This window comes from Streptomyces sp. NPDC007945, assembly GCF_042958885.1.
GTDB lineage: Bacteria > Actinomycetota > Actinomycetes > Streptomycetales > Streptomycetaceae > Streptomyces.
Genome location: NZ_JBIBJV010000007.1, coordinates 209,387 through 226,115 on the forward strand (window position 1 = coordinate 209,387; position 16,729 = coordinate 226,115).

General features: G+C 74.8%; 15 protein-coding genes. 2 read left to right on the plus strand and 13 right to left on the minus strand.

The genetic code is table 11. The features are described 5' to 3' along the window. Window positions 1–47 precede the first annotated feature (47 nt). A complete protein-coding gene (locus tag ACFZCF_RS23325; RefSeq protein ID WP_189949577.1) occupies window positions 48–908 on the plus strand; it encodes a 3-hydroxybutyryl-CoA dehydrogenase in 861 nt (286 codons plus the stop codon). A 121-nt stretch (window positions 909–1,029) separates the two neighbouring features. On the opposite strand, the gene ACFZCF_RS23330 is transcribed toward ACFZCF_RS23325, so the two are convergent. The 10 genes from ACFZCF_RS23330 to infC form a co-directional block, all read right to left on the minus strand. Then, complete coding sequence (locus ACFZCF_RS23330; protein ID WP_391288506.1) at window positions 1,030–1,560, minus strand: NUDIX domain-containing protein; 531 nt, start codon at window positions 1,558–1,560, stop codon at window positions 1,030–1,032. A gap of 62 nt (window positions 1,561–1,622) precedes the next feature. Further along, on the minus strand, window positions 1,623–2,963 hold the full coding sequence (locus ACFZCF_RS23335; protein WP_391288508.1) for a transcriptional regulator: 1,341 nt from the start codon (window positions 2,961–2,963) through the stop codon (window positions 1,623–1,625). Window positions 2,964–3,247: 284 nt separating this feature from the next. Beyond that, window positions 3,248–4,333, minus strand: a complete 1,086-nt coding sequence (locus ACFZCF_RS23340) for a SpoIIE family protein phosphatase (RefSeq protein WP_391288510.1) — start codon at window positions 4,331–4,333, stop codon at window positions 3,248–3,250. Between the two features lie 583 nt (window positions 4,334–4,916). Continuing rightward, a complete protein-coding gene (gene pheT / locus ACFZCF_RS23345; protein ID WP_391288512.1) occupies window positions 4,917–7,445 on the minus strand; it encodes a phenylalanine--tRNA ligase subunit beta in 2,529 nt (842 codons plus the stop codon). Beyond that, on the minus strand, window positions 7,445–8,572 hold the full coding sequence (gene pheS, locus ACFZCF_RS23350) for a phenylalanine--tRNA ligase subunit alpha (RefSeq protein ID WP_388447017.1): 1,128 nt from the start codon (window positions 8,570–8,572) through the stop codon (window positions 7,445–7,447). The genes pheT and pheS overlap by 1 nt, the downstream gene beginning before the upstream one ends. Before the next feature lie 166 nt (window positions 8,573–8,738). Further along, entirely contained in the window at window positions 8,739–9,872 is a 1,134-nt protein-coding gene (locus tag ACFZCF_RS23355) for an ATP-binding protein (RefSeq protein WP_391288514.1), read from the minus strand. Between the two features lie 146 nt (window positions 9,873–10,018). Continuing rightward, the gene (locus tag ACFZCF_RS23360) at window positions 10,019–10,858 is read right to left on the minus strand and encodes a TrmH family RNA methyltransferase (RefSeq protein WP_388447021.1); all 840 of its coding nucleotides are present in this window, start codon (window positions 10,856–10,858) and stop codon (window positions 10,019–10,021) included. Between the two features lie 119 nt (window positions 10,859–10,977). After that, entirely contained in the window at window positions 10,978–11,364 is a 387-nt protein-coding gene (gene rplT / locus ACFZCF_RS23365) for a 50S ribosomal protein L20 (RefSeq protein ID WP_030493496.1), read from the minus strand. A gap of 106 nt (window positions 11,365–11,470) precedes the next feature. Beyond that, window positions 11,471–11,665, minus strand: coding sequence for a 50S ribosomal protein L35 (rpmI, locus tag ACFZCF_RS23370; protein ID WP_015032399.1), 195 nt, complete (start codon window positions 11,663–11,665; stop codon window positions 11,471–11,473). A gap of 124 nt (window positions 11,666–11,789) precedes the next feature. Then, on the minus strand, window positions 11,790–12,491 hold the full coding sequence (gene infC / locus ACFZCF_RS23375) for a translation initiation factor IF-3 (protein WP_388447023.1): 702 nt from the start codon (window positions 12,489–12,491) through the stop codon (window positions 11,790–11,792). A 304-nt stretch (window positions 12,492–12,795) separates the two neighbouring features. Here infC and ACFZCF_RS23380 point away from each other — a divergent pair, with 304 nt between their 5' ends. Then, window positions 12,796–13,185, plus strand: a complete 390-nt coding sequence (locus ACFZCF_RS23380; RefSeq protein ID WP_382836003.1) for a DUF1844 domain-containing protein — start codon at window positions 12,796–12,798, stop codon at window positions 13,183–13,185. A 40-nt stretch (window positions 13,186–13,225) separates the two neighbouring features. On the opposite strand, the gene ACFZCF_RS23385 is transcribed toward ACFZCF_RS23380, so the two are convergent. From ACFZCF_RS23385 to ACFZCF_RS23395, 3 genes are read right to left on the minus strand one after another with little or no spacing between them, the layout of a single operon-like run. After that, on the minus strand, window positions 13,226–13,960 hold the full coding sequence (locus ACFZCF_RS23385) for an SseB family protein (protein ID WP_388447026.1): 735 nt from the start codon (window positions 13,958–13,960) through the stop codon (window positions 13,226–13,228). 9 nt (window positions 13,961–13,969) lie between these two features. After that, on the minus strand, window positions 13,970–15,208 hold the full coding sequence (gene mycP / locus ACFZCF_RS23390; protein WP_391288516.1) for a type VII secretion-associated serine protease mycosin: 1,239 nt from the start codon (window positions 15,206–15,208) through the stop codon (window positions 13,970–13,972). Further along, a complete protein-coding gene (locus ACFZCF_RS23395; RefSeq protein ID WP_388447030.1) occupies window positions 15,205–16,095 on the minus strand; it encodes a hypothetical protein in 891 nt (296 codons plus the stop codon). Before ACFZCF_RS23395 ends, mycP begins: the two co-directional genes overlap by 4 nt. Between the last annotated feature and the right edge of the window lie 634 nt (window positions 16,096–16,729).

Below are 16,729 nucleotides of genomic sequence, written 5' to 3' on the forward strand. Positions count from 1 at the left end.
GGGGCCCGCCGCCAGAGAAGAGCGAAAGGCACGAGGTGACGGACTCCATGGCCGACATTGAGCGCGTCGGAGTGGTGGGCTGCGGCCAGATGGGCGCGGGCATCGCAGAGGTGTGTGCCCGGAGCGGTCTCCAGGTGAAGGTGGCCGAGACCACCGGCGAGGCGCTGGAGATCGGCCGCACGCGGCTGCTGAACTCGCTGACCAAGGCCGCCGAACGCGGCAAGATCAGCGAGGAGGAGCGGGACGCGGCCCTGGCCAACCTGAGCTTCACGACCGACCTCGGGGAGTTCGCCGACCGCGACCTCGTCATCGAGGCGGTCGTCGAGAACGAGCAGGTCAAGACCGAGATCTTCCAGGTGCTCGACCAGGTCCTGACCCGGCCCGACGCCATCCTCGCCTCGAACACCTCCTCCATCCCGCTGGTGAAGCTGGCCGTGGCGACCTCCCGCCCCGACCACGTCATCGGCATCCACTTCTTCAACCCGGCCCCGGTGCAGAAGCTCGTCGAGCTGATCCCGGCCCTCACCACCTCCGAGGGCACCATCAGCCGGGCGCAGGCCTTCGCCGAGAAGCTGCTCGGCAAGCACGCGATCCGCGCCCAGGACCGCTCCGGCTTCATCGTGAACGCCCTGCTCGTGCCGTACCTGCTCTCCGCGATCCGGATGTTCGAGTCCGGCATCGCGAGCCGCGAGGACATCGACAACGGCATGGAGTACGGCTGCGCCCACCCGATGGGCCCGCTCAAGCTCTCGGACCTCATCGGCCTCGACACGATCGCCTCGATCGCCGACTCGATGTACTCCGAGTTCAAGGAGCCGCTGTACGCCGCTCCCCCGCTGCTCCAGCGGATGGTCGACGCGGGCCGGCTCGGCCGCAAGACGGGCTCGGGCTTCTACGTCTACGCCTGACCCCCCGACGCCCCGGGCGTCCCACGGTTGTCGCTCTCCGCGGCAGGAACGGCTCGTACCCCCGCACAGGTACGAGCCGTTCCGACTTTTCCGGGCGGCCCTGGGCCCCCGGGCCCGGGCGTCAGCCGAGCCGCAGGTGGTGCAGCATCAGCAGTCCGGCCGCCATGTTCGCCGCCGGGACCTCGCCGCGGGCGATCAGCTCCGGGACCTCCTTCAGCGGCACCCAGGCGCGCCGCGAGGACTCGAAGCCGTCGGCCGGCGGGCCGGTCCAGGTGGCCCGCTGGGCCCAGTAGAGGTGGTGCCGGGCGTCGCTGAGGCCGTTGGAGGGCTCGACGGTGAGCAGATGGCGCAGCGGCCCCGGCCGCCAGCCGGTCTCCTCCTCCATCTCGCGGGCGGCTGCCGCCTCGGGCGTCTCGCCGTCCTCGACGACGCCGGCGGCCAGCTCCCACCCCCAGCTGTCGGTGATGAAGCGGTGGCGCCAGAGCATCAGGACCTCCTCGGCGTCGTTGACGACGGTCGCGACGGCGACGGGGCGGAGCCGGATCAGATAGTGGTCGAGGTGGCGGCCGTCCGGGAGTTCGACGTCCGCGAGGTTCACTCGGAACCACCGGTTTTCATAGACGGAGCGTTCGCTCAGGTTCGTCCACTGCACGTTCTTGCCACCTTCCGACTGGTAGGCGCGTGTTCGGTGGCAATATCGCAGCAGGTGAACGGTCAGAGCGGAACGCGCAGCGCCCCGTCGATCAGCGCCGCCGCCTCGCGGGCGTCCCCCGCGCCGCAGGCGAGGAGGTGCTCCCGGGCCTGGCGCAGCCGGTCGCGCAGTCGGCGGGACTCCATCCCGCGTGCCCGCTCGGTCATCTCGACCGCCGTCCGCGCCGCCGATTCCGCCTCGCCCTGCCGCAGTTCGACCTGGCAGAGCAGCGCGAGCCGGTGCACCCGGCCCCGGTCGTGCGAGGGCGTCCCGACCGCCCGCGCCGCGTGCTCGTACGCCCCCGCGAGATCACCCAGACTGAGGAGGGCCTCCGCGACCTGTACGTTGACGAGCCCGGGCTGGACGTAGCCGGTCTCGGCCGGCTCCGCGGCCGGGGTGATGCGGTCCGCCGCCCGCTCGGCCCGCAGGATGCAGCCGAGCGCCGCCGTCCCGTCGCCGAGCCGGGCGTACGCCTTCGCCTGCATCGCCGTCAGGTCGGCGGCGAGCGCCGGGGTGATGGCCCCGTCCGCCGCCCGCAGCGCCGCCTCCGCGAAGGCCACCGCCTGCCGGAACTCCCCCAGGAGCAGCGACTGGTTGACCATCAGCGCCACCACGTAGGCACCGAAGGCCCGGTCCCCGCTGGCCTTGGCGAGGCGCAGCGCCTGGTGGAAGTAGCGCTGCGCGAGCCCGTGGGCGTCGGCATCGTAGGCGCAGATTCCGGCCACCGCCACGAGGCCGCCGGTGGCGCGGTGCAGGGAGCGGCCCAAGGCGTCGCTGTACGAGCCGCGCAGCCGGGGCGCGGCCTCGGTGGTGAGGAAGCCGACGATCCGGGCGCGGGTCGCGATACCGCCGGCCTTGCGGTACATCTGCTCGTAGTGGGCGCGGGCCGCGCTGAGCAGCGCGATGTCGGCGGGCTCGACCCGGGTCAGGCCGGTCCGGGAGACGTCGGTGTCCTCCGGCGGGTTCTCCCACTCCCACACCGGCATCACCGCGGGCGTGCCGGTCACCGCCGGCGCGCTGGCCAGGTACGGGCGCTGCTGTTCGTCCGACCGCCACAGCGCGGTGGCCCGATCGACGAAGCCGTTCAACGGCGTGCCGGGCGCGGGCGGGCCGCCGACGGGCACGCCGAGCCCGATGTCGTCGAGGGTGACGGGCCGGCGCAGCCGGGCCGCGAGCACCTCGCAGATCAGGTCGGGCACCTGGCCGCGTGGCCGCTGACCCTTCAACCACCGCGCCACGGCGGTGTGTTCGTAACGCAGGGCAAGGCCCCTGGCCCGTCCGGCCCGGTTCACGCGGTCGGCGAGCCCGGCGTGGGAGACGCCCGCCTCGTCCAGGAGGGCGTCGAGCAGGGTGTTGGGCTGCATGGCCCCTCCGGTCGCTCGGTGAACTCAGCCTAGCGGTGGCCGAATTCGCCCGGTGCGATTTCGCACGGGGTGTGAATGAAGTACCCGTTCTTCCGGTCCGCGCGCGCTGCCGCCGCCGCGGCCGTACCGCTTGACTGGGCTTCCTCGCCGGAAGGGCGAGGAACGACCGGGCCGCCGGCTCCCCCCTCGTACAGTGCGGCCGCCCGGTCCGCGCCGCCCGCCCCGCCGATCTGCCCGACACTCCGTGGCGGGGCGGGCGGCGCCCGTACCCCCGGGCCCTCCGCTCAGCAGTGGGTGGAGGGAGCGGGCCGGGGACGGCGCAGCCCGGGTTCGGCGGGCTGCGCCGGCACGCGGACCCGGTCGTTGCGGACGACGAGCAGGGCCACGTCGTCGTCGAGCCGGCCCCCGGTGTGGCGCAGCAGCGCCTCGTGCACCTGCCGGACGACGCCCGCGGGCGGCCGCCCGGAGCTCCGGGCGAGCGCCGCCTCCAGGCCGAAGAAGCGGCCCCGGTCGTCCCGGGCCTCCTCCGCGCCGTCGGTGTGCAGCACCAGCGTCTCACCGGGCAGCAGCCGCGCGCCGGTGTACGGGGCGAGCGCGGCGGGCAGCGGCAGCACGCCGAGCGGCGGCAGCGGCTCCCCCAGCGGCAGGCGCTCCACCCGGTCGCCGAGCCGGTACGGGGCGGGGTGGCCGCAGTCGAGGACGGCGAGCCGGCCGTCGGACCGGACCTCCAGGAGCAGCAGCGTCACGAACTCCTCGGCCACCGGGTGCTCGGGCGTGCCGTTCCCGGCGGCCGGGTGCTCGTCGCGCGCCCGCTCCCGCAGGTGCCGTTGCAGCGCCCGCTCCAGCCTGCGCAGCACCCCGCCGAGTTCGGCCTCGTCGTGGGCGGCCTCCCGGAAGCTCCCCAGGAGGGCGACGACCGCGCCCAGGGCGGAAAGCCCGTGGCCCCGTACGTCCCCGATCAGGATGCGCACGCCGTACGGCGTCGCCACCGCCTCGTACAGGTCGCCGCCCACCGATGCTCCCCGGGTGGCCGACAACTGCCCCGCGGCCAGGGCGAGTCCGTCGAGCCGGGCGGGCGGCGGGCGCAGCAGCACCCGCTGGGTGGCCTCGGCGACGGCCCGCACCCGCGCCAGCTCGCGCCGCAGCTGCCACCGCACCCCGAGGACCAGGCCCGTGCCGACGGTGAGGAAGACGACGCTGGTCGCGATCCGCATCGGCAGCCCCGGCTGCCGGGCCAGCGGACAGCCGAACTTCCAGGCCACCGCCACCGCCCCCCAGCCGACGGGGAGGGCGAGCGGGGCGGTCTCGCGGAGCCGCGCCCCGAGGGCGGTCCCGGTGCGGCCACGGCCGCCACGGCTGGTACGGAGCATATACGGCCCTTCCCGAGCCCCGACAGCGCCCGAAGGCCCTGCGGCACACAGGTCCGCCCCTGTGGCCGCGTCGATTCTGCCGACCGCGCGGACCACGGGGGAACACCGCCCGGTGATCTCACCCGAAGGAGTGAGCGCCCCCGGCGCGCCTCCCCACGCCACGGGCACACCACGCGCACGCGCTGCCGACGATCGACGGCCCGTACGAGCCGGGTGGGGGCGGGCTCCGTGAGGCCGGGCCGGGCGTGCCGGGCCGGGCGTGCCGGGTGCGCGGGGGCGCGGCGGGGCTGGGCGAGGCCGGGGGCGCGGCGGGGCCAGGCCGGGCGAGGCAAGGCCGGGCCGTGCAGGGCCGGGCCGTGCAGGGCCGGGCCGTGCAGGGCCGGGCCGTGCAGGGCCGGGGTAGGACGAGCCCGGGCCGGGCGGCCGGGCCAGGCCGGATGCGCGGGCCCCCCCGGGGGGTACGGCCTGGCCGGGCGAGGACGGACGGCGCAGGGTGTCCGGGCGCGGCCGGGCCCGAACACGGCGGAGGGCCGACCCGGGAGCTGGTCCCGGGGCGGCCCTCCGTGGTGTGGTGCCGTCGGCGTCAGGCGCCGCGCAGCACGGCGTCGGTGTGCTCGGCGGCCCGGGCGACCGCGGCGTCGCGGGCGGCGGTGGCCTCCTCGACGGTAAGCGTGCGGTCCGCGGCGCGGAACCGCAGCGCGTACGCCAGGGACTTCTTGCCCTCGCCGACCTGGTCGCCGGTGTAGACGTCGAACAGGCGGATGGACTCCAGGAGTTCACCCGCGCCCTCGGCCAGGTGGGACTCGACCTCGGAGGACGGCACGGCCTGGTCGACGACCAGGGCGACGTCCTGGGTGGCGACCGGGAAGGCGGAGATGCGGGGGGCCTTGACCGGTCCCTCGCTCGCCCGCTCCAGGACGTCCAGGTCCAGCTCCATCGCGCAGGAGCGGGCCGGCAGGCCCAGCGCCTTGACGACACGGGGGTGGAGCTCGCCGCCGTGGCCGGCGAGGGTCTTGACCCCGTCGACCATGACGTGGAACGCGGCGCAGCGGCCCGGGTGCCACGGGGCGTGCTGGTCGGCCTCGATCAGCAGCTCCGCACCGGCCTCGGCGGCGATGATGCGGGCGGCCTCGATCGCGTCGGCCCAGTCGGCCGGACGGCCCTTGCCCCACCAGCCGGACTGCTCGCGGGCGCCGGCGAGGACGACGGCGGCGCGGCGCGGCTGCCGGGGCAGCGCGGCGTTGACGCCGGCGATCTCCTCGGCGGTGGGACGGCGGTCCACCGGGAGGCGGACGGCGGCCTTCGGCTCGCCCTCGGGGCGGAAGACCAGACCGGTCTCGAAGAGCGCCAGGTCGTGGCTGCCGCGGCTGTCGTTCCGGCGCAGCGCCCCGAGCAGGCCGGGGAGCAGCGTGGTGCGGAGCGCGGGCTCCTCGTCGGAGAGCGGGTTGACGAGGGTGACGACCTTGCGGCGGGCGTCGTCCGCGTCGAGGCCGAGCTGGTCGAGGACCTGCTGCCCCATGAAGGGGTAGTTCAGGGCCTCGACGTAGCCGGCTCCGGCGAGGGCGCGGCCGACCCGGCGGTGGACGCGCTGGCGCTCGGTGAGGCCGCGGCCGGCCGGGGGCTTCGGCAGCGTGGAGGGCAGGTTCTCGTAGCCCTCCAGCCGGATGACCTCTTCGGCGAGGTCGTTCGGCTCGTTCAGGTCGGGGCGCCACGAGGGCACGGTGACGACGAGCTCGTCCTGGCCGTAGACGTCGCAGCCGACCTCCTGGAGGCGGCGGACGACGGTCTCGCGGCCGTAGTCCACGCCCGCGACCTTGTCCGGGTGGTTCGCCGGCATGGTGATGGTGCGGGGCGCGGACGGGGCGGCGATCTCGGTGACGCCGGCCTCCGCGGTGCCGCCCGCGAGCAGCACCAGCAGGTCGACGCAGCGCTGGGCCGCGGCGGCCGCGGCCTGCGGGTCGACGCCGCGCTCGAAGCGCTTGGACGCCTCGGAGGACAGCTTGTGGCGGCGGGCGGTGCGGGCGATCGAGATCGGGTCGAAGTGCGCGGCCTCGATGACGACCTCGCTGGAGCCGGTGACGGCGCCGGTCTCGGCGTCGGTGACCGGGTCGGCGATCTCGGTATCGGCGCCGCCCATGACGCCCGCGATGCCGATGGGGCCGCGGTTGTCGGTGATGACCAGGTCGGCGGCGTCGAGGACGCGGACCGTGCCGTCGAGGGTGGTGATCTTCTCGCCGGCCTCGGCGCGGCGGACCCCGATGGGGCCGTCGATCCGGGTGCGGTCGTAGGCGTGCAGCGGCTGACCGAGCTCCAGCATCACGTAGTTGGTGATGTCGACGGCGAGCGAGATCGGACGCATGCCCGCCTTCTGGAGGCGGCGCTGGAGCCAGATCGGCGACCGGGCCTCGGGGGCGAGGCCGACGACCGTGCGGGCGGTGAAGCGGTCGCAGCCGAGGGGGTCGGCGATCTGGACCGGGTAGCCGTAGGAGTTCGGCGCGGGCACGTCGAGGAGCGCCGGGTCGCGCAGCGGCAGCCCGTAGGCGATGGCGGCCTCGCGGGCGACGCCGCGCATCGAGAGGCAGTAGCCGCGGTCCGGGGTGACGGCGATGTCGAGGACCTCGTCGTACAGCTCCAGGAGGGCGGTGGCGTCCAGGCCGACCTCGTGCTCCGGCGGCAGGATGATGATCCCGTGGTTCGGGTCCTCGCCCATGCCGAGCTCGTCGCTGGAGCAGATCATGCCGCGCGAGACCTTGCCGTACGTCTTGCGCTCGGCGATCCGGAAGTCGCCGGGGAGGACGGCGCCGGGCAGGGCCACGACGACCTTGTCGCCGACGGCGAAGTTCCGGGCGCCGCAGATGATCTCCTGGGGCTCGCCGGTGCCGTTGGCCCGGCCGACGTCGACGGTGCAGAAGCGGATGGGCTTCTTGAACTCCGTCAGCTCCTCGATGGTGAGGACCTTGCCGACCACCAGCGGGCCGGTGAGGCCGGCGCCGAGCTGCTCGACGGTCTCGACCTCGAGGCCGGCGGTGATGAGCTTGGCCTGGACGTCGCGGCCGGTCTCCGTCGCCGGCAGGTCGACGTACTCCCGCAGCCAAGAAAGCGGGACCCGCATCAGATCTCCATCCCGAACGGCCGGGTGAACCGGACGTCGCCCTCGACCATGTCTCGCATGTCTTCCACGTTGTGCCGGAACATCAGCATCCGCTCGATGCCGAAGCCGAAGGCGAAGCCGCTGTACTTCTCCGGGTCCACGCCGCAGGCGATGAGCACCTTCGGGTTGACCATGCCGCAGCCGCCGAGCTCGATCCAGCCCTCGCTGCCGCAGGTGCGGCAGGGGCGGTCGGGGTCGCCGACGGACTCGCCGCGGCAGACGTAGCAGAGCATGTCCATCTCGGCGGACGGCTCGGTGAACGGGAAGAAGTTCGGGCGGAGCCGGGTCTTCATGTCCGCGCCGAAGAGCGCCTGGACCATGTGGTCGAGGGTGCCCTTGAGGTCGGCCATGGTGAGGCCCTCGTCGACGGCGAGCAGCTCGATCTGGTGGAAGACCGGGGTGTGCGTGGCGTCGAGCTCGTCGGTGCGGTAGACGCGGCCGGGGCACACCACGTAGACCGGGGGCTCCCGGTCGATGAGGGTGCGGGCCTGGACCGGCGAGGTGTGGGTGCGGAGCACGACGCCGGACTCGTCGCCGGTCGTGCCTTCCGGACCCTGGACGAAGAAGGTGTCCTGCATCTGCCGCGCCGGGTGGTCCGGCACGAAGTTCAGGGCGTCGAAGTTGAACCACTCGGCCTCGACCTCGGGGCCCTCGGCGACCTCGTAGCCCATGGAGACGAAGACGTCGGCGACGCGCTCCATCAGCGTGGTCAGCGGGTGGCGGGCGCCGGCCGGGACGCGGTCGTACGGCAGGGTGACGTCGACGGCCTCCTCGACGAGGACGCGGGCGTCGCGCTCGGCCTCCAGCTCGGCCTGGCGGGCGGCGAGCGCCTTGGAGACGACGCCGCGGGCCTGACCGACGAGCTTGCCGGCCGCGGCCTTGGCCTGCGGGGGCAGCGCGCCGATCTCGCGGTTGGCGAGGGCCAGCGGCGAGGTGCCGCCGGTGTGCGCGGTCTTGGCGTGCGCGAGCTCGTCGAGGTCGCCGGCGGCGGCGAAGGCGGCGACCGCCTCGTCCCGCATGCGCTCGATCTCTTCCGGTTTCAAGGCTTCGACCTCGACCGGGTCGTACGACTTATTGGGTGCCGACATTTCTTCCCGTGCTTCCGTTGGGCTTGGCTGGGGCGACCCCGGTTCGACGACAGACGACAAGGGCGCAAACGTGCCAAAGGTCGAGTCTAACGGGGTGGGGACACGCTGATGAGCCCGTGGGGGCCCCGGTGGCTCTGGATCCCGTCGGGTCTCGGTGGGTGAGACGTCAGACGAGATGGGCCGGGGCGCCGACGGGCAGGATAAATCGGAACTCGGCCCCACCGCGCGGGCCGCGTCCGACGGTGATGGTGCCGCCGTGGGCCTCGACGAGGCCCTTGACGATGTAGAGGCCGAGACCGGTGCCGCCGCGCTTGCTGCCCCGCCAGAAGCGGGTGAAGACGCGGTTCATGGATTCCTCGGGGATGCCGGGTCCCTCGTCGCTCACGGTGACCTCCGTCCCCTCCTCGCCGGTGCCGTCGTCGCCCGCGGTGCGGGGCGCCACCTCGATGGTGACGGTTCCGGCGCCGTGGCGCACCGCGTTTTCCAGGAGGTTGCCGAGGATCTGGTCGATCTTGTCGGGATCGGCCCAGAGCGGCGGCAGTCCGGGGCGGGTGCGGACGAAGAAGCGGTCGGGGGGCTGGCCGCCGGTGGTGTGCACCTGGATGTGGCGGCCGACGGCGGCGGTGATGTCGACGGGCTGGCGGCGGACCTCCAGGCGGCCCGCGTCGATCCGCGAGATGTCGAGGAGTTCGGCGATGAGCCGTTTGATGCGGCCGGCGTCGGCGTCGACGGTCTCCAGCATCAGCCGCTTCTGCTCGTCCGTGAACCGCTCCCACTTGCTGAGGAGGGTGGCGGTGAAGCCCTTGACGGAGGTGAGCGGCGAGCGCAGTTCGTGGGCGACGGTGGCGATGAGCTCGGCGTGGCTGCGCTCGGAGCGGCGGCGGGCCTCGGTGCCGCGCAGCGAGACCACGACCCGGCGGACGGGTCCGGTGGGGTGCTCGCGGACGTACCGGGCGGAGACGAGGACCTCGCGGCCGCCGGGCAGGAGCAGGTTCCGCTCGGGCTGGCCGCGGCGGGTGGCGAGGCCGCCGTACGGGTCGGTGAGGGGCCACCAGCGGTGCCCCTTGAGGTCCTCCAGGGGCAGCGCCTGGTCGAGCGGGCGGCCGAGCGCCTCGGCGGCCGGGACGGCGGTGATGCGGCTGGCGGCGGCGTTGAAGCAGACCACCCGGCCGTCCTCGTCGGCGACGACGAGCCCGTCGGGCAGGTCGTCGGGGTCGATCCCGGGCCAGGGTCCGGGCGCGCCCGTCCCGTCTCCGCCTCGTCGTGCGGTTCGCGCGGGACTGTCCGTGCCGACCGTCATCCCCGTCTCCCACCCCTCCGTGTACCGCAGTGGGCCCCGAGTGCGTCACTCTACTGGGCGAGGGTGACCTGCGGGAGCCGGAAGGACACTCCGAGTGGCCGAATCACAGCCATGGGACACGCCGCCCGGCGGGCCGGCGGGGTGGTTCAGGCGGTGCGGCGGGGGCGCTGGGCGCGGGCGGAGGCGTACAGGCAGACCGCCGCGGCCGTGGCGAGATTGAGGCTCTCGGCCTTGCCGTGGATGGGCACGCGGACGACGGCGTCGGCGAGGGCCCGGGTCTCCTCGGGCAGCCCCCAGGCCTCGTTGCCGAAGATCCAGGCGGTCGGGCCGCCCATGGTGCCGGCGTCGAGCTCGTCGTCCAGGTCGTCCTGGCCGGCGCCGTCGGCGGCGAGGACGCGGACGCCCGCGGCCTTGAGGCCGGCGACGGCCTGCTCGACGGGGACGCCGACGGCGACGGGGAGGTGGTAGAGGGAGCCGACGGAGGCGCGGACCGACTTGGGGTTGTACAGGTCGACGGAGGCGTCGGTGAGGATCACCGCGTCGGCGCCGGCGGCGTCGGCGCAGCGGAGCACGGTGCCGGCGTTCCCGGGGTCGCGGACGTGCGCGAGGACGGCGACCAGCTTGGGCTTCGCGGCGAGGATCGTCTCGAAGGGCGAGTCGAGGAAGCGGCATACGCCGACGAGGCCCTGCGGGGTGACGGTCTGCGAGACCTCGGCGAGGACCGCGTCGGAGGCATGGTGGACGCGGGCGCCGGCGGCGCGGGCGGCCTCGACGATGGCGGCGTACCGCTCGGCGGCCTCGACGGTGGTGAAGAGCTCGACGAGGGTGGGGGCGCCGTCCGGGCCCCGGTGCGCGACGGCCTCGCGGACGGCCTGCGGGCCCTCGGCGAGGAAGAGGCGGTCCTTGCCCCGGAAGTTGCGCTTGGCGAGCCGCCGGGCGGCGACGACGCGCGGGGAACGCGGGGAGATCAGCTCGGGGGTGGACATGTGCCTGCGGCTCTCTGTCTCTGTCTCGGTCTCGTCGGGGGTGCGGGTGCGCCGGTCAACGCACCGGACCCGCAGGCGCGGGGCCTGCGGGTCCGGTCGGAAGTACTGCGGCCTGAAGATCAGGCGGCGGCCTTCGGGGCGTTGACGTCGGCCGGGAGGGCCTTCTGCGCGACCTCGACCAGCGCGGCGAACGCGTTGATGTCGTTGACGGCCAGCTCGGCGAGGATCTTGCGGTCCACCTCGATGTTGGCGGCCTTCAGACCCTGGATGAGGCGGTTGTACGTCATGCCGTTCTGGCGGGCAGCGGCGTTGATGCGCTGGATCCACAGCTGACGGAAGTCGCCCTTGCGCTTCTTGCGGTCGTTGTAGTTGTAGACCAGCGAGTGGGTGACCTGCTCCTTGGCCTTGCGGTACAGGCGCGAACGCTGACCGCGGTAGCCGGAGGCCTGCTCGAGGATCGCCCGGCGCTTCTTGTGGGCGTTGACTGCCCGCTTGACGCGTGCCACTTCTTACTCCTTGTAGCGGGGCCGTGGTGTGTTCACACGACCCGGAAAACGGATGGGTCCCGGTCTTGGCCGGATGCCCTCGGGGGCCGAGGGCGGGAGATCAAGCTCAGATGCCCAGCATCTTCTTGATCTTGGCGGCGTCACCCGGGGCCATCTCGGCGTTGCCGGTGAGGCGACGCGTCAGCTTGGACGACTTGTGCTCGAGCAGGTGGCGCTTGCCGGCGCGCTCGCGCAGGATCTTGCCGGAGCCGGTGACCTTGAAGCGCTTCTTGGCACCGGAGTGCGTCTTGTTCTTCGGCATAGCGCCGTTATCTCCTCGTCAGTGGCGCTCCCCCGGTGCGGGCACCGGAGAACCGGGAGCGTCAATCCTTCGTGTGGTGGTCCGGGCGGGACCCGGGGGCTGCCGCGGGGGCAGCCCCCTGGGATCACGCCTCGGCGTTCTCGGCCGACGTGTCGGCCGAAGCCTCCTCGGCGTCGGCCGGGGCGTCGGCCTCGGGCGCGAGGCCCTGGCGCTCCGCCTTGCGCGCGGCCTGGGCCTCGCGCGCCTCGGCCATGGCCTCGGTCTTCTTCTTGTGCGGACCCAGAACCATGATCATGTTCCGGCCGTCCTGCTTCGGGTTGGACTCGATGAAGCCAAGCTCCTGGACGTCCTCGGCGAGGCGCTGCAGGAGGCGGTAGCCGAGCTCGGGCCGGGACTGCTCACGACCACGGAACATGATCGTGATCTTGACCTTGTCGCCCTGCTTGAGGAACCGGACGACGTGACCCTTCTTGGTGTCGTAGTCGTGCGGGTCGATCTTCGGCCGGAGCTTCATCTCCTTGATGACCGTGTGCGCCTGGTTCTTGCGCGCCTCACGGGCCTTCATGGCCGACTCGTACTTGAACTTCCCGTAGTCCATGAGCTTGCACACGGGCGGACGGGCGTTCGCCGCGACCTCGACAAGATCGAGGTCGTACTCCTGTGCGAGCTCCAGGGCCTTGGCAAGGGGGACGATGCCCACCTGCTCGCCGCTGGGGCCGACAAGACGCACCTCGGGAACGCGAATCCGCTCGTTGATGCGGGGCTCGGCGCTGATGGATCCTCCTCGGTAGCACCACGCGACCGCCTTGGCGGACGGACACGTCACGTGACATCACGGAGACCAACCGAACGGACGCGCAAAAAACGCCCCGAACGGGACACAGGCGGGGCTCCAAGGCGAACCGGAGCACCACCACGGTGAACCGCGGGGCGCACATCGGGCGGCTCCATCGTCCGTACGGAACGATGGGCGCCACCTGACCGGTGACCCGCCGCCCGTGAGGGCGGTCAGGTGGGAGATCGGAGCCTCCACTTGTGGGCCGGGCACACAGGTGTCCGGCCGGTCGTTACACAAGGTTAGCAGGACCCGGCGGTCGGCGCGAACCGTGCGCCCGCTTATCGTGTGGGGCATGAGCGAGACCCCCCAGAACGAGTCCACGACCGCCCCCGGCCAGACCGGCGACAACCCCGACTTCGAGGCCATGGCCCGTGACATCGCCGAGGTCCCGGCGGTCGAGGTGATCGTCACCGTCGCCGTCAACCTGATGAGCGCCGCCGCGGTCAAGCTCGGCCTCACCGAGGAGGGCGACGAGCACAAGGACCTCGACGAGGCGCGCAAGCTGATCCACGCGCTCGCGGGCCTCCTCGACGCCAGCACCACGGAGATCTCGTCCTTCCACGCCGCCCCGCTGCGCGACGGCCTGAAGTCCCTCCAGCTCGCCTTCCGCGAGGCGTCGATCGTCCCGGACGAGCCGGGCCAGGGCCCGGGCGAGAAGTACACCGGCGCGGTGTACGGCTAGTCCACCGGTCCGCGGGGCCCGGCGGGGTCCCGCGGAGTCGTCAGTCCCGCACGTAGAAGGGCTCGCCCGGAGGGGTGGCCGCGGCCGGCAGCAGTGCCAGGTCGAGGCCCCGCACCAGGCGGGCCCTCAGTGTCTCGTCGGCGGCCAGGGCCCGCGCCACCCGCTGGGCGGTCCCGGCCGGGGCGGCGTCCTCGGCGAGGACCAGCGCGAGGGTGCCGTCGGCGGAGCCGGGGCCGAGGTGGGCACGGAGGACGGCGGGCTCGGCGGCGAGCGCGGCGCGCACCGCCTCCCGGACCGCCGGGTCGTCCAGCGGGTCGGTGCTGGTGCGGCCCTCGGCGAGGGCCAGCAGCGCGGAGCCGCTCACCTGGTACGGCACGGGCCCGGCCATGTCGAGGACCAGGGTGTCGGCCTTCTCGTGGACGAGGGCGGCCAGCGCCTGCCGGAGCGGGACCGCGACGGGCCGGGCGGCCGGGTCCCACAGGGCGAGCGAGGCGATCGACGTGAAGGCGGGCAGCCCGCGCCGGTCGCCGGCGGTCAGCGTCGGCACCGCCATGTCGCTGGTCTTCTCCCGCTTCAGCCCGGTCTCCGGGTCGGTCTCCACCTCGCCGAGCACGGCGACGACGGGGACGAGGAGCCGGGCGCCGCGCAGCGCCTCCAGGACGGGGCCGTGGGCGGTCCGGTCCTCCGCCCAGGCCGCGAGGGCCGCGGCGAGCGCCGGGTCGGCGGTGCCGTCGTCGTCGGAGAAACCGGGGTCGGGGATGTTCTTGAGCTCCACGCCCCGAGCCTAACCGCCCGGGGGTCGGTCGCCGCGGCCGGTCCGGTGGAGGAGGACGGCGGCCACCAGCAGGAGCGCGCCGAGGCCGCCGGCGAGCGGGGCGAGCAGGCCCGGGGCACCGCTCTCCTCCTCGGCCGTGACGGGACCCTGGCCGAAGTACCGGCCCCGGTAGCCGGCGATGGCGCTCTTCGGGTCGCCGGGCGTCAGCGCCGCGCCCGCCTCGATGGCGGCGGCCGGGTCGACCGTGCCGTAGCCCTTGGCGTCGCTGCGGCCGCCCTCGGGCCGGTCGCGGGCGGTGTCCACGAGCAGCTTCTTCACCTGGGCGGGGGTCAGGTCGGGGTGTGCGGAGCGGACGAGGGCGACGGCGCCGGAGACGAACGCGGCGGCGGCGCTGGTGCCCCAGCCCTCGTAGTACTTGCGGTCGGGGTCGGCGATGACGATGTCGACGCCGGGCGCGCTGACCGTGGCGTACCAGCGGCGGGTGGAGAACGGGGCGCGGGTGCCGTAGCGGTCGACGGCGGCGACGGCGATGACCCCGGGGTAGGCGGCCGGGTAGGAGATGTGGTCGCCCTTCTCGCCGCCGTTGCCGGCCGAGGCGACCACGGAGACGCCCTTGGCGAGGGCGTACTGGACGGCCGCGTCCTCGCCGGGATCGGGGTGGGCGGACTCCGAGTCGTCGCCGAGGGAGAGGTTGATGACGTCGGCCCCGTGGTCGGCGGCCCAGCGGATGCCCTCGGCGAGGGCGGTGCCGCGGGTCTTGCGGGCCTTCTCCCGTGCCGCGTCCTTGCCTTCGAGGATGACCCGGACGGGCAGCACGCGGGCGCCGGGGGCGATGCCGAGGACGCCGCTGTCCTTGGCCCAGCCGTGGCCGTGGCCGGCGATGATGCCGGCCATCGCGGTGCCGTGGCGGGCCCAGTGGTCGTCGCCCTCGGCGGCGCCGAAGCCGATGAGGTCCTTGCCCGGCAGGACGGAGCCGGTGAGGTCGGGGTGGTCGGAGTCGACGCCCGTGTCGAGGACGGCGACGGTGACGCCCTCGCCCTTGGTGGTGCGCCAGGCCTCTTCCGTGCGGAGGGTGTCGAGGCCCCACTGGCGGTCGCGGATGGCGTCGGCGTGCGCGGGCGTCGCGGCGGGGAGCACGGAGAACGCGGCGGCGAGGAGGGCGGCGGCGGGCGCGGTGGCCGCCGTGCGGAGGCGGGTACGGGGCCGGGTGGGGGGCCGGTCGGGGTCGCGGGTGGGGGGCGGGGTCACCGCTGTTCCTCCTCCTTCGCCGCGTTCCGGGCGGTGGTGCGGAGCCGCTTCTCCAGGCCCTCGGCGATGCCGAGCGCCTCGTGGCCGAGGCCGGACTGGGCGACGGCGTCGGTGCGGTCCTTCTTCATGGCCTGGTCGGCGGGGACCGCGCGGTCGACGGCACGGCCGTCGGCGAAGCCGGAGACCGCCGTCACGACGACGGGCAGGTCGGCGGGGGCGGACACCCACCAGCCGGCCCGCTGGGCCGGGCCGAACCCGGCGGCGACGGTGCCCGGGCCGGGCAGCGCGGGAGGCACGTCGTGGCCGAGGCGGGCGGCGAGGCCGCGGCCGCCGAGGGCGCGCTGCGCCTCGACCTCGGCGCGGGTGAAGACGAGGCCGACCGTGAGGACGCTGCTGGCGGTGGCGTCGGTGTACGTGGCGCGCAGCACCCGCTCGCAGCCGAGCGGGCGCAGCGCGGTGAGCAGCTTGGGGGCGAGGGAGGCGGGGGCGCAGGGCGCGTCGGGCGCGACGACGACCCGCGTCCAGGTACGGGCGGAGGGCCCGGGCCCGGCCTGGGGGGCGGTGAGGGTGCGCGGGAAGAGCGTGTCGACCGGCGCGTTGTGCCAGAGCTCCTTGGCGACGGCGTACCCGGCGGGTTCGGCGGACTCCCCGCCGCGGTCGGAGGCGAGCCACACCCCGGCGAGCGCACCGCCGATCAGCCCGACACCGAGCACGACGCACGCCGCGGCGGCCAGGGCGCGCCCTCGCCGCCGCTCCCGTATCGGCCGCAGCCGCGTCGTCGTCTCGACGGCGGTCTCCTCCACCCCGTACGCCGGTACCCGCACGGGCCGCAGCCGCGTGGTCGTCTCGACGCCCGGCACGAGGTCGGCCGCACGCGGCGGCGGCACCGGCGCGGACCCGGCGCCCGCCGGACGCGGCGGGACGGCCGGGCGACGCGGCACGGCCCCGGGCCGTGCGGCCGCCGGCGGCCGCGCGGGGCGAGGCGGAGGCGAACCCGCCTGCCCCCCGACCGCACCGCCGACGGGCGGCGGCACGACGGGCGCGGGGCGCGGGGCGACACGGGTCTCGGGCCGCGGGGCGGTGCCCGACGCGGGGCGCGGGGTGGGGGCGGTCCCCGGTGCGGGGCGCTGAGCCAGACCCGGCGCGGGGCGCGCGGCCGGGGCCGTGCCAGGCGCGGGACGCGGGGCGGTGCCCGACGCGGGCCTCGGGTCGGGGGCGGTCCCCGGCGCCGGGCGCTGAGCCGGACCCGGCGCGGGGCGCGGGGCGGGGGCCGGCGCGGGCCTCGGGGCCGGTGCGGTACCCGACGCGGGGCGCGGGGCGGTGCTCGGCGCGGGGCCCGGGGCCGTACCCGGCGCGGGGCGCGGCTCGGGCCTCGGGACCGGGGCCGTACCCGGCGCAGGCCCCCGGGCCGGGGCCGTACCCGACGCGGGCCTCGGGTCCGGGGCCGGACTCGTGGTCGGGCGCGGGGCCGGAGTCCTGCCAGACTCGGGGCGCGGAGCGGCGCCCGACGCGGGGCGCGCC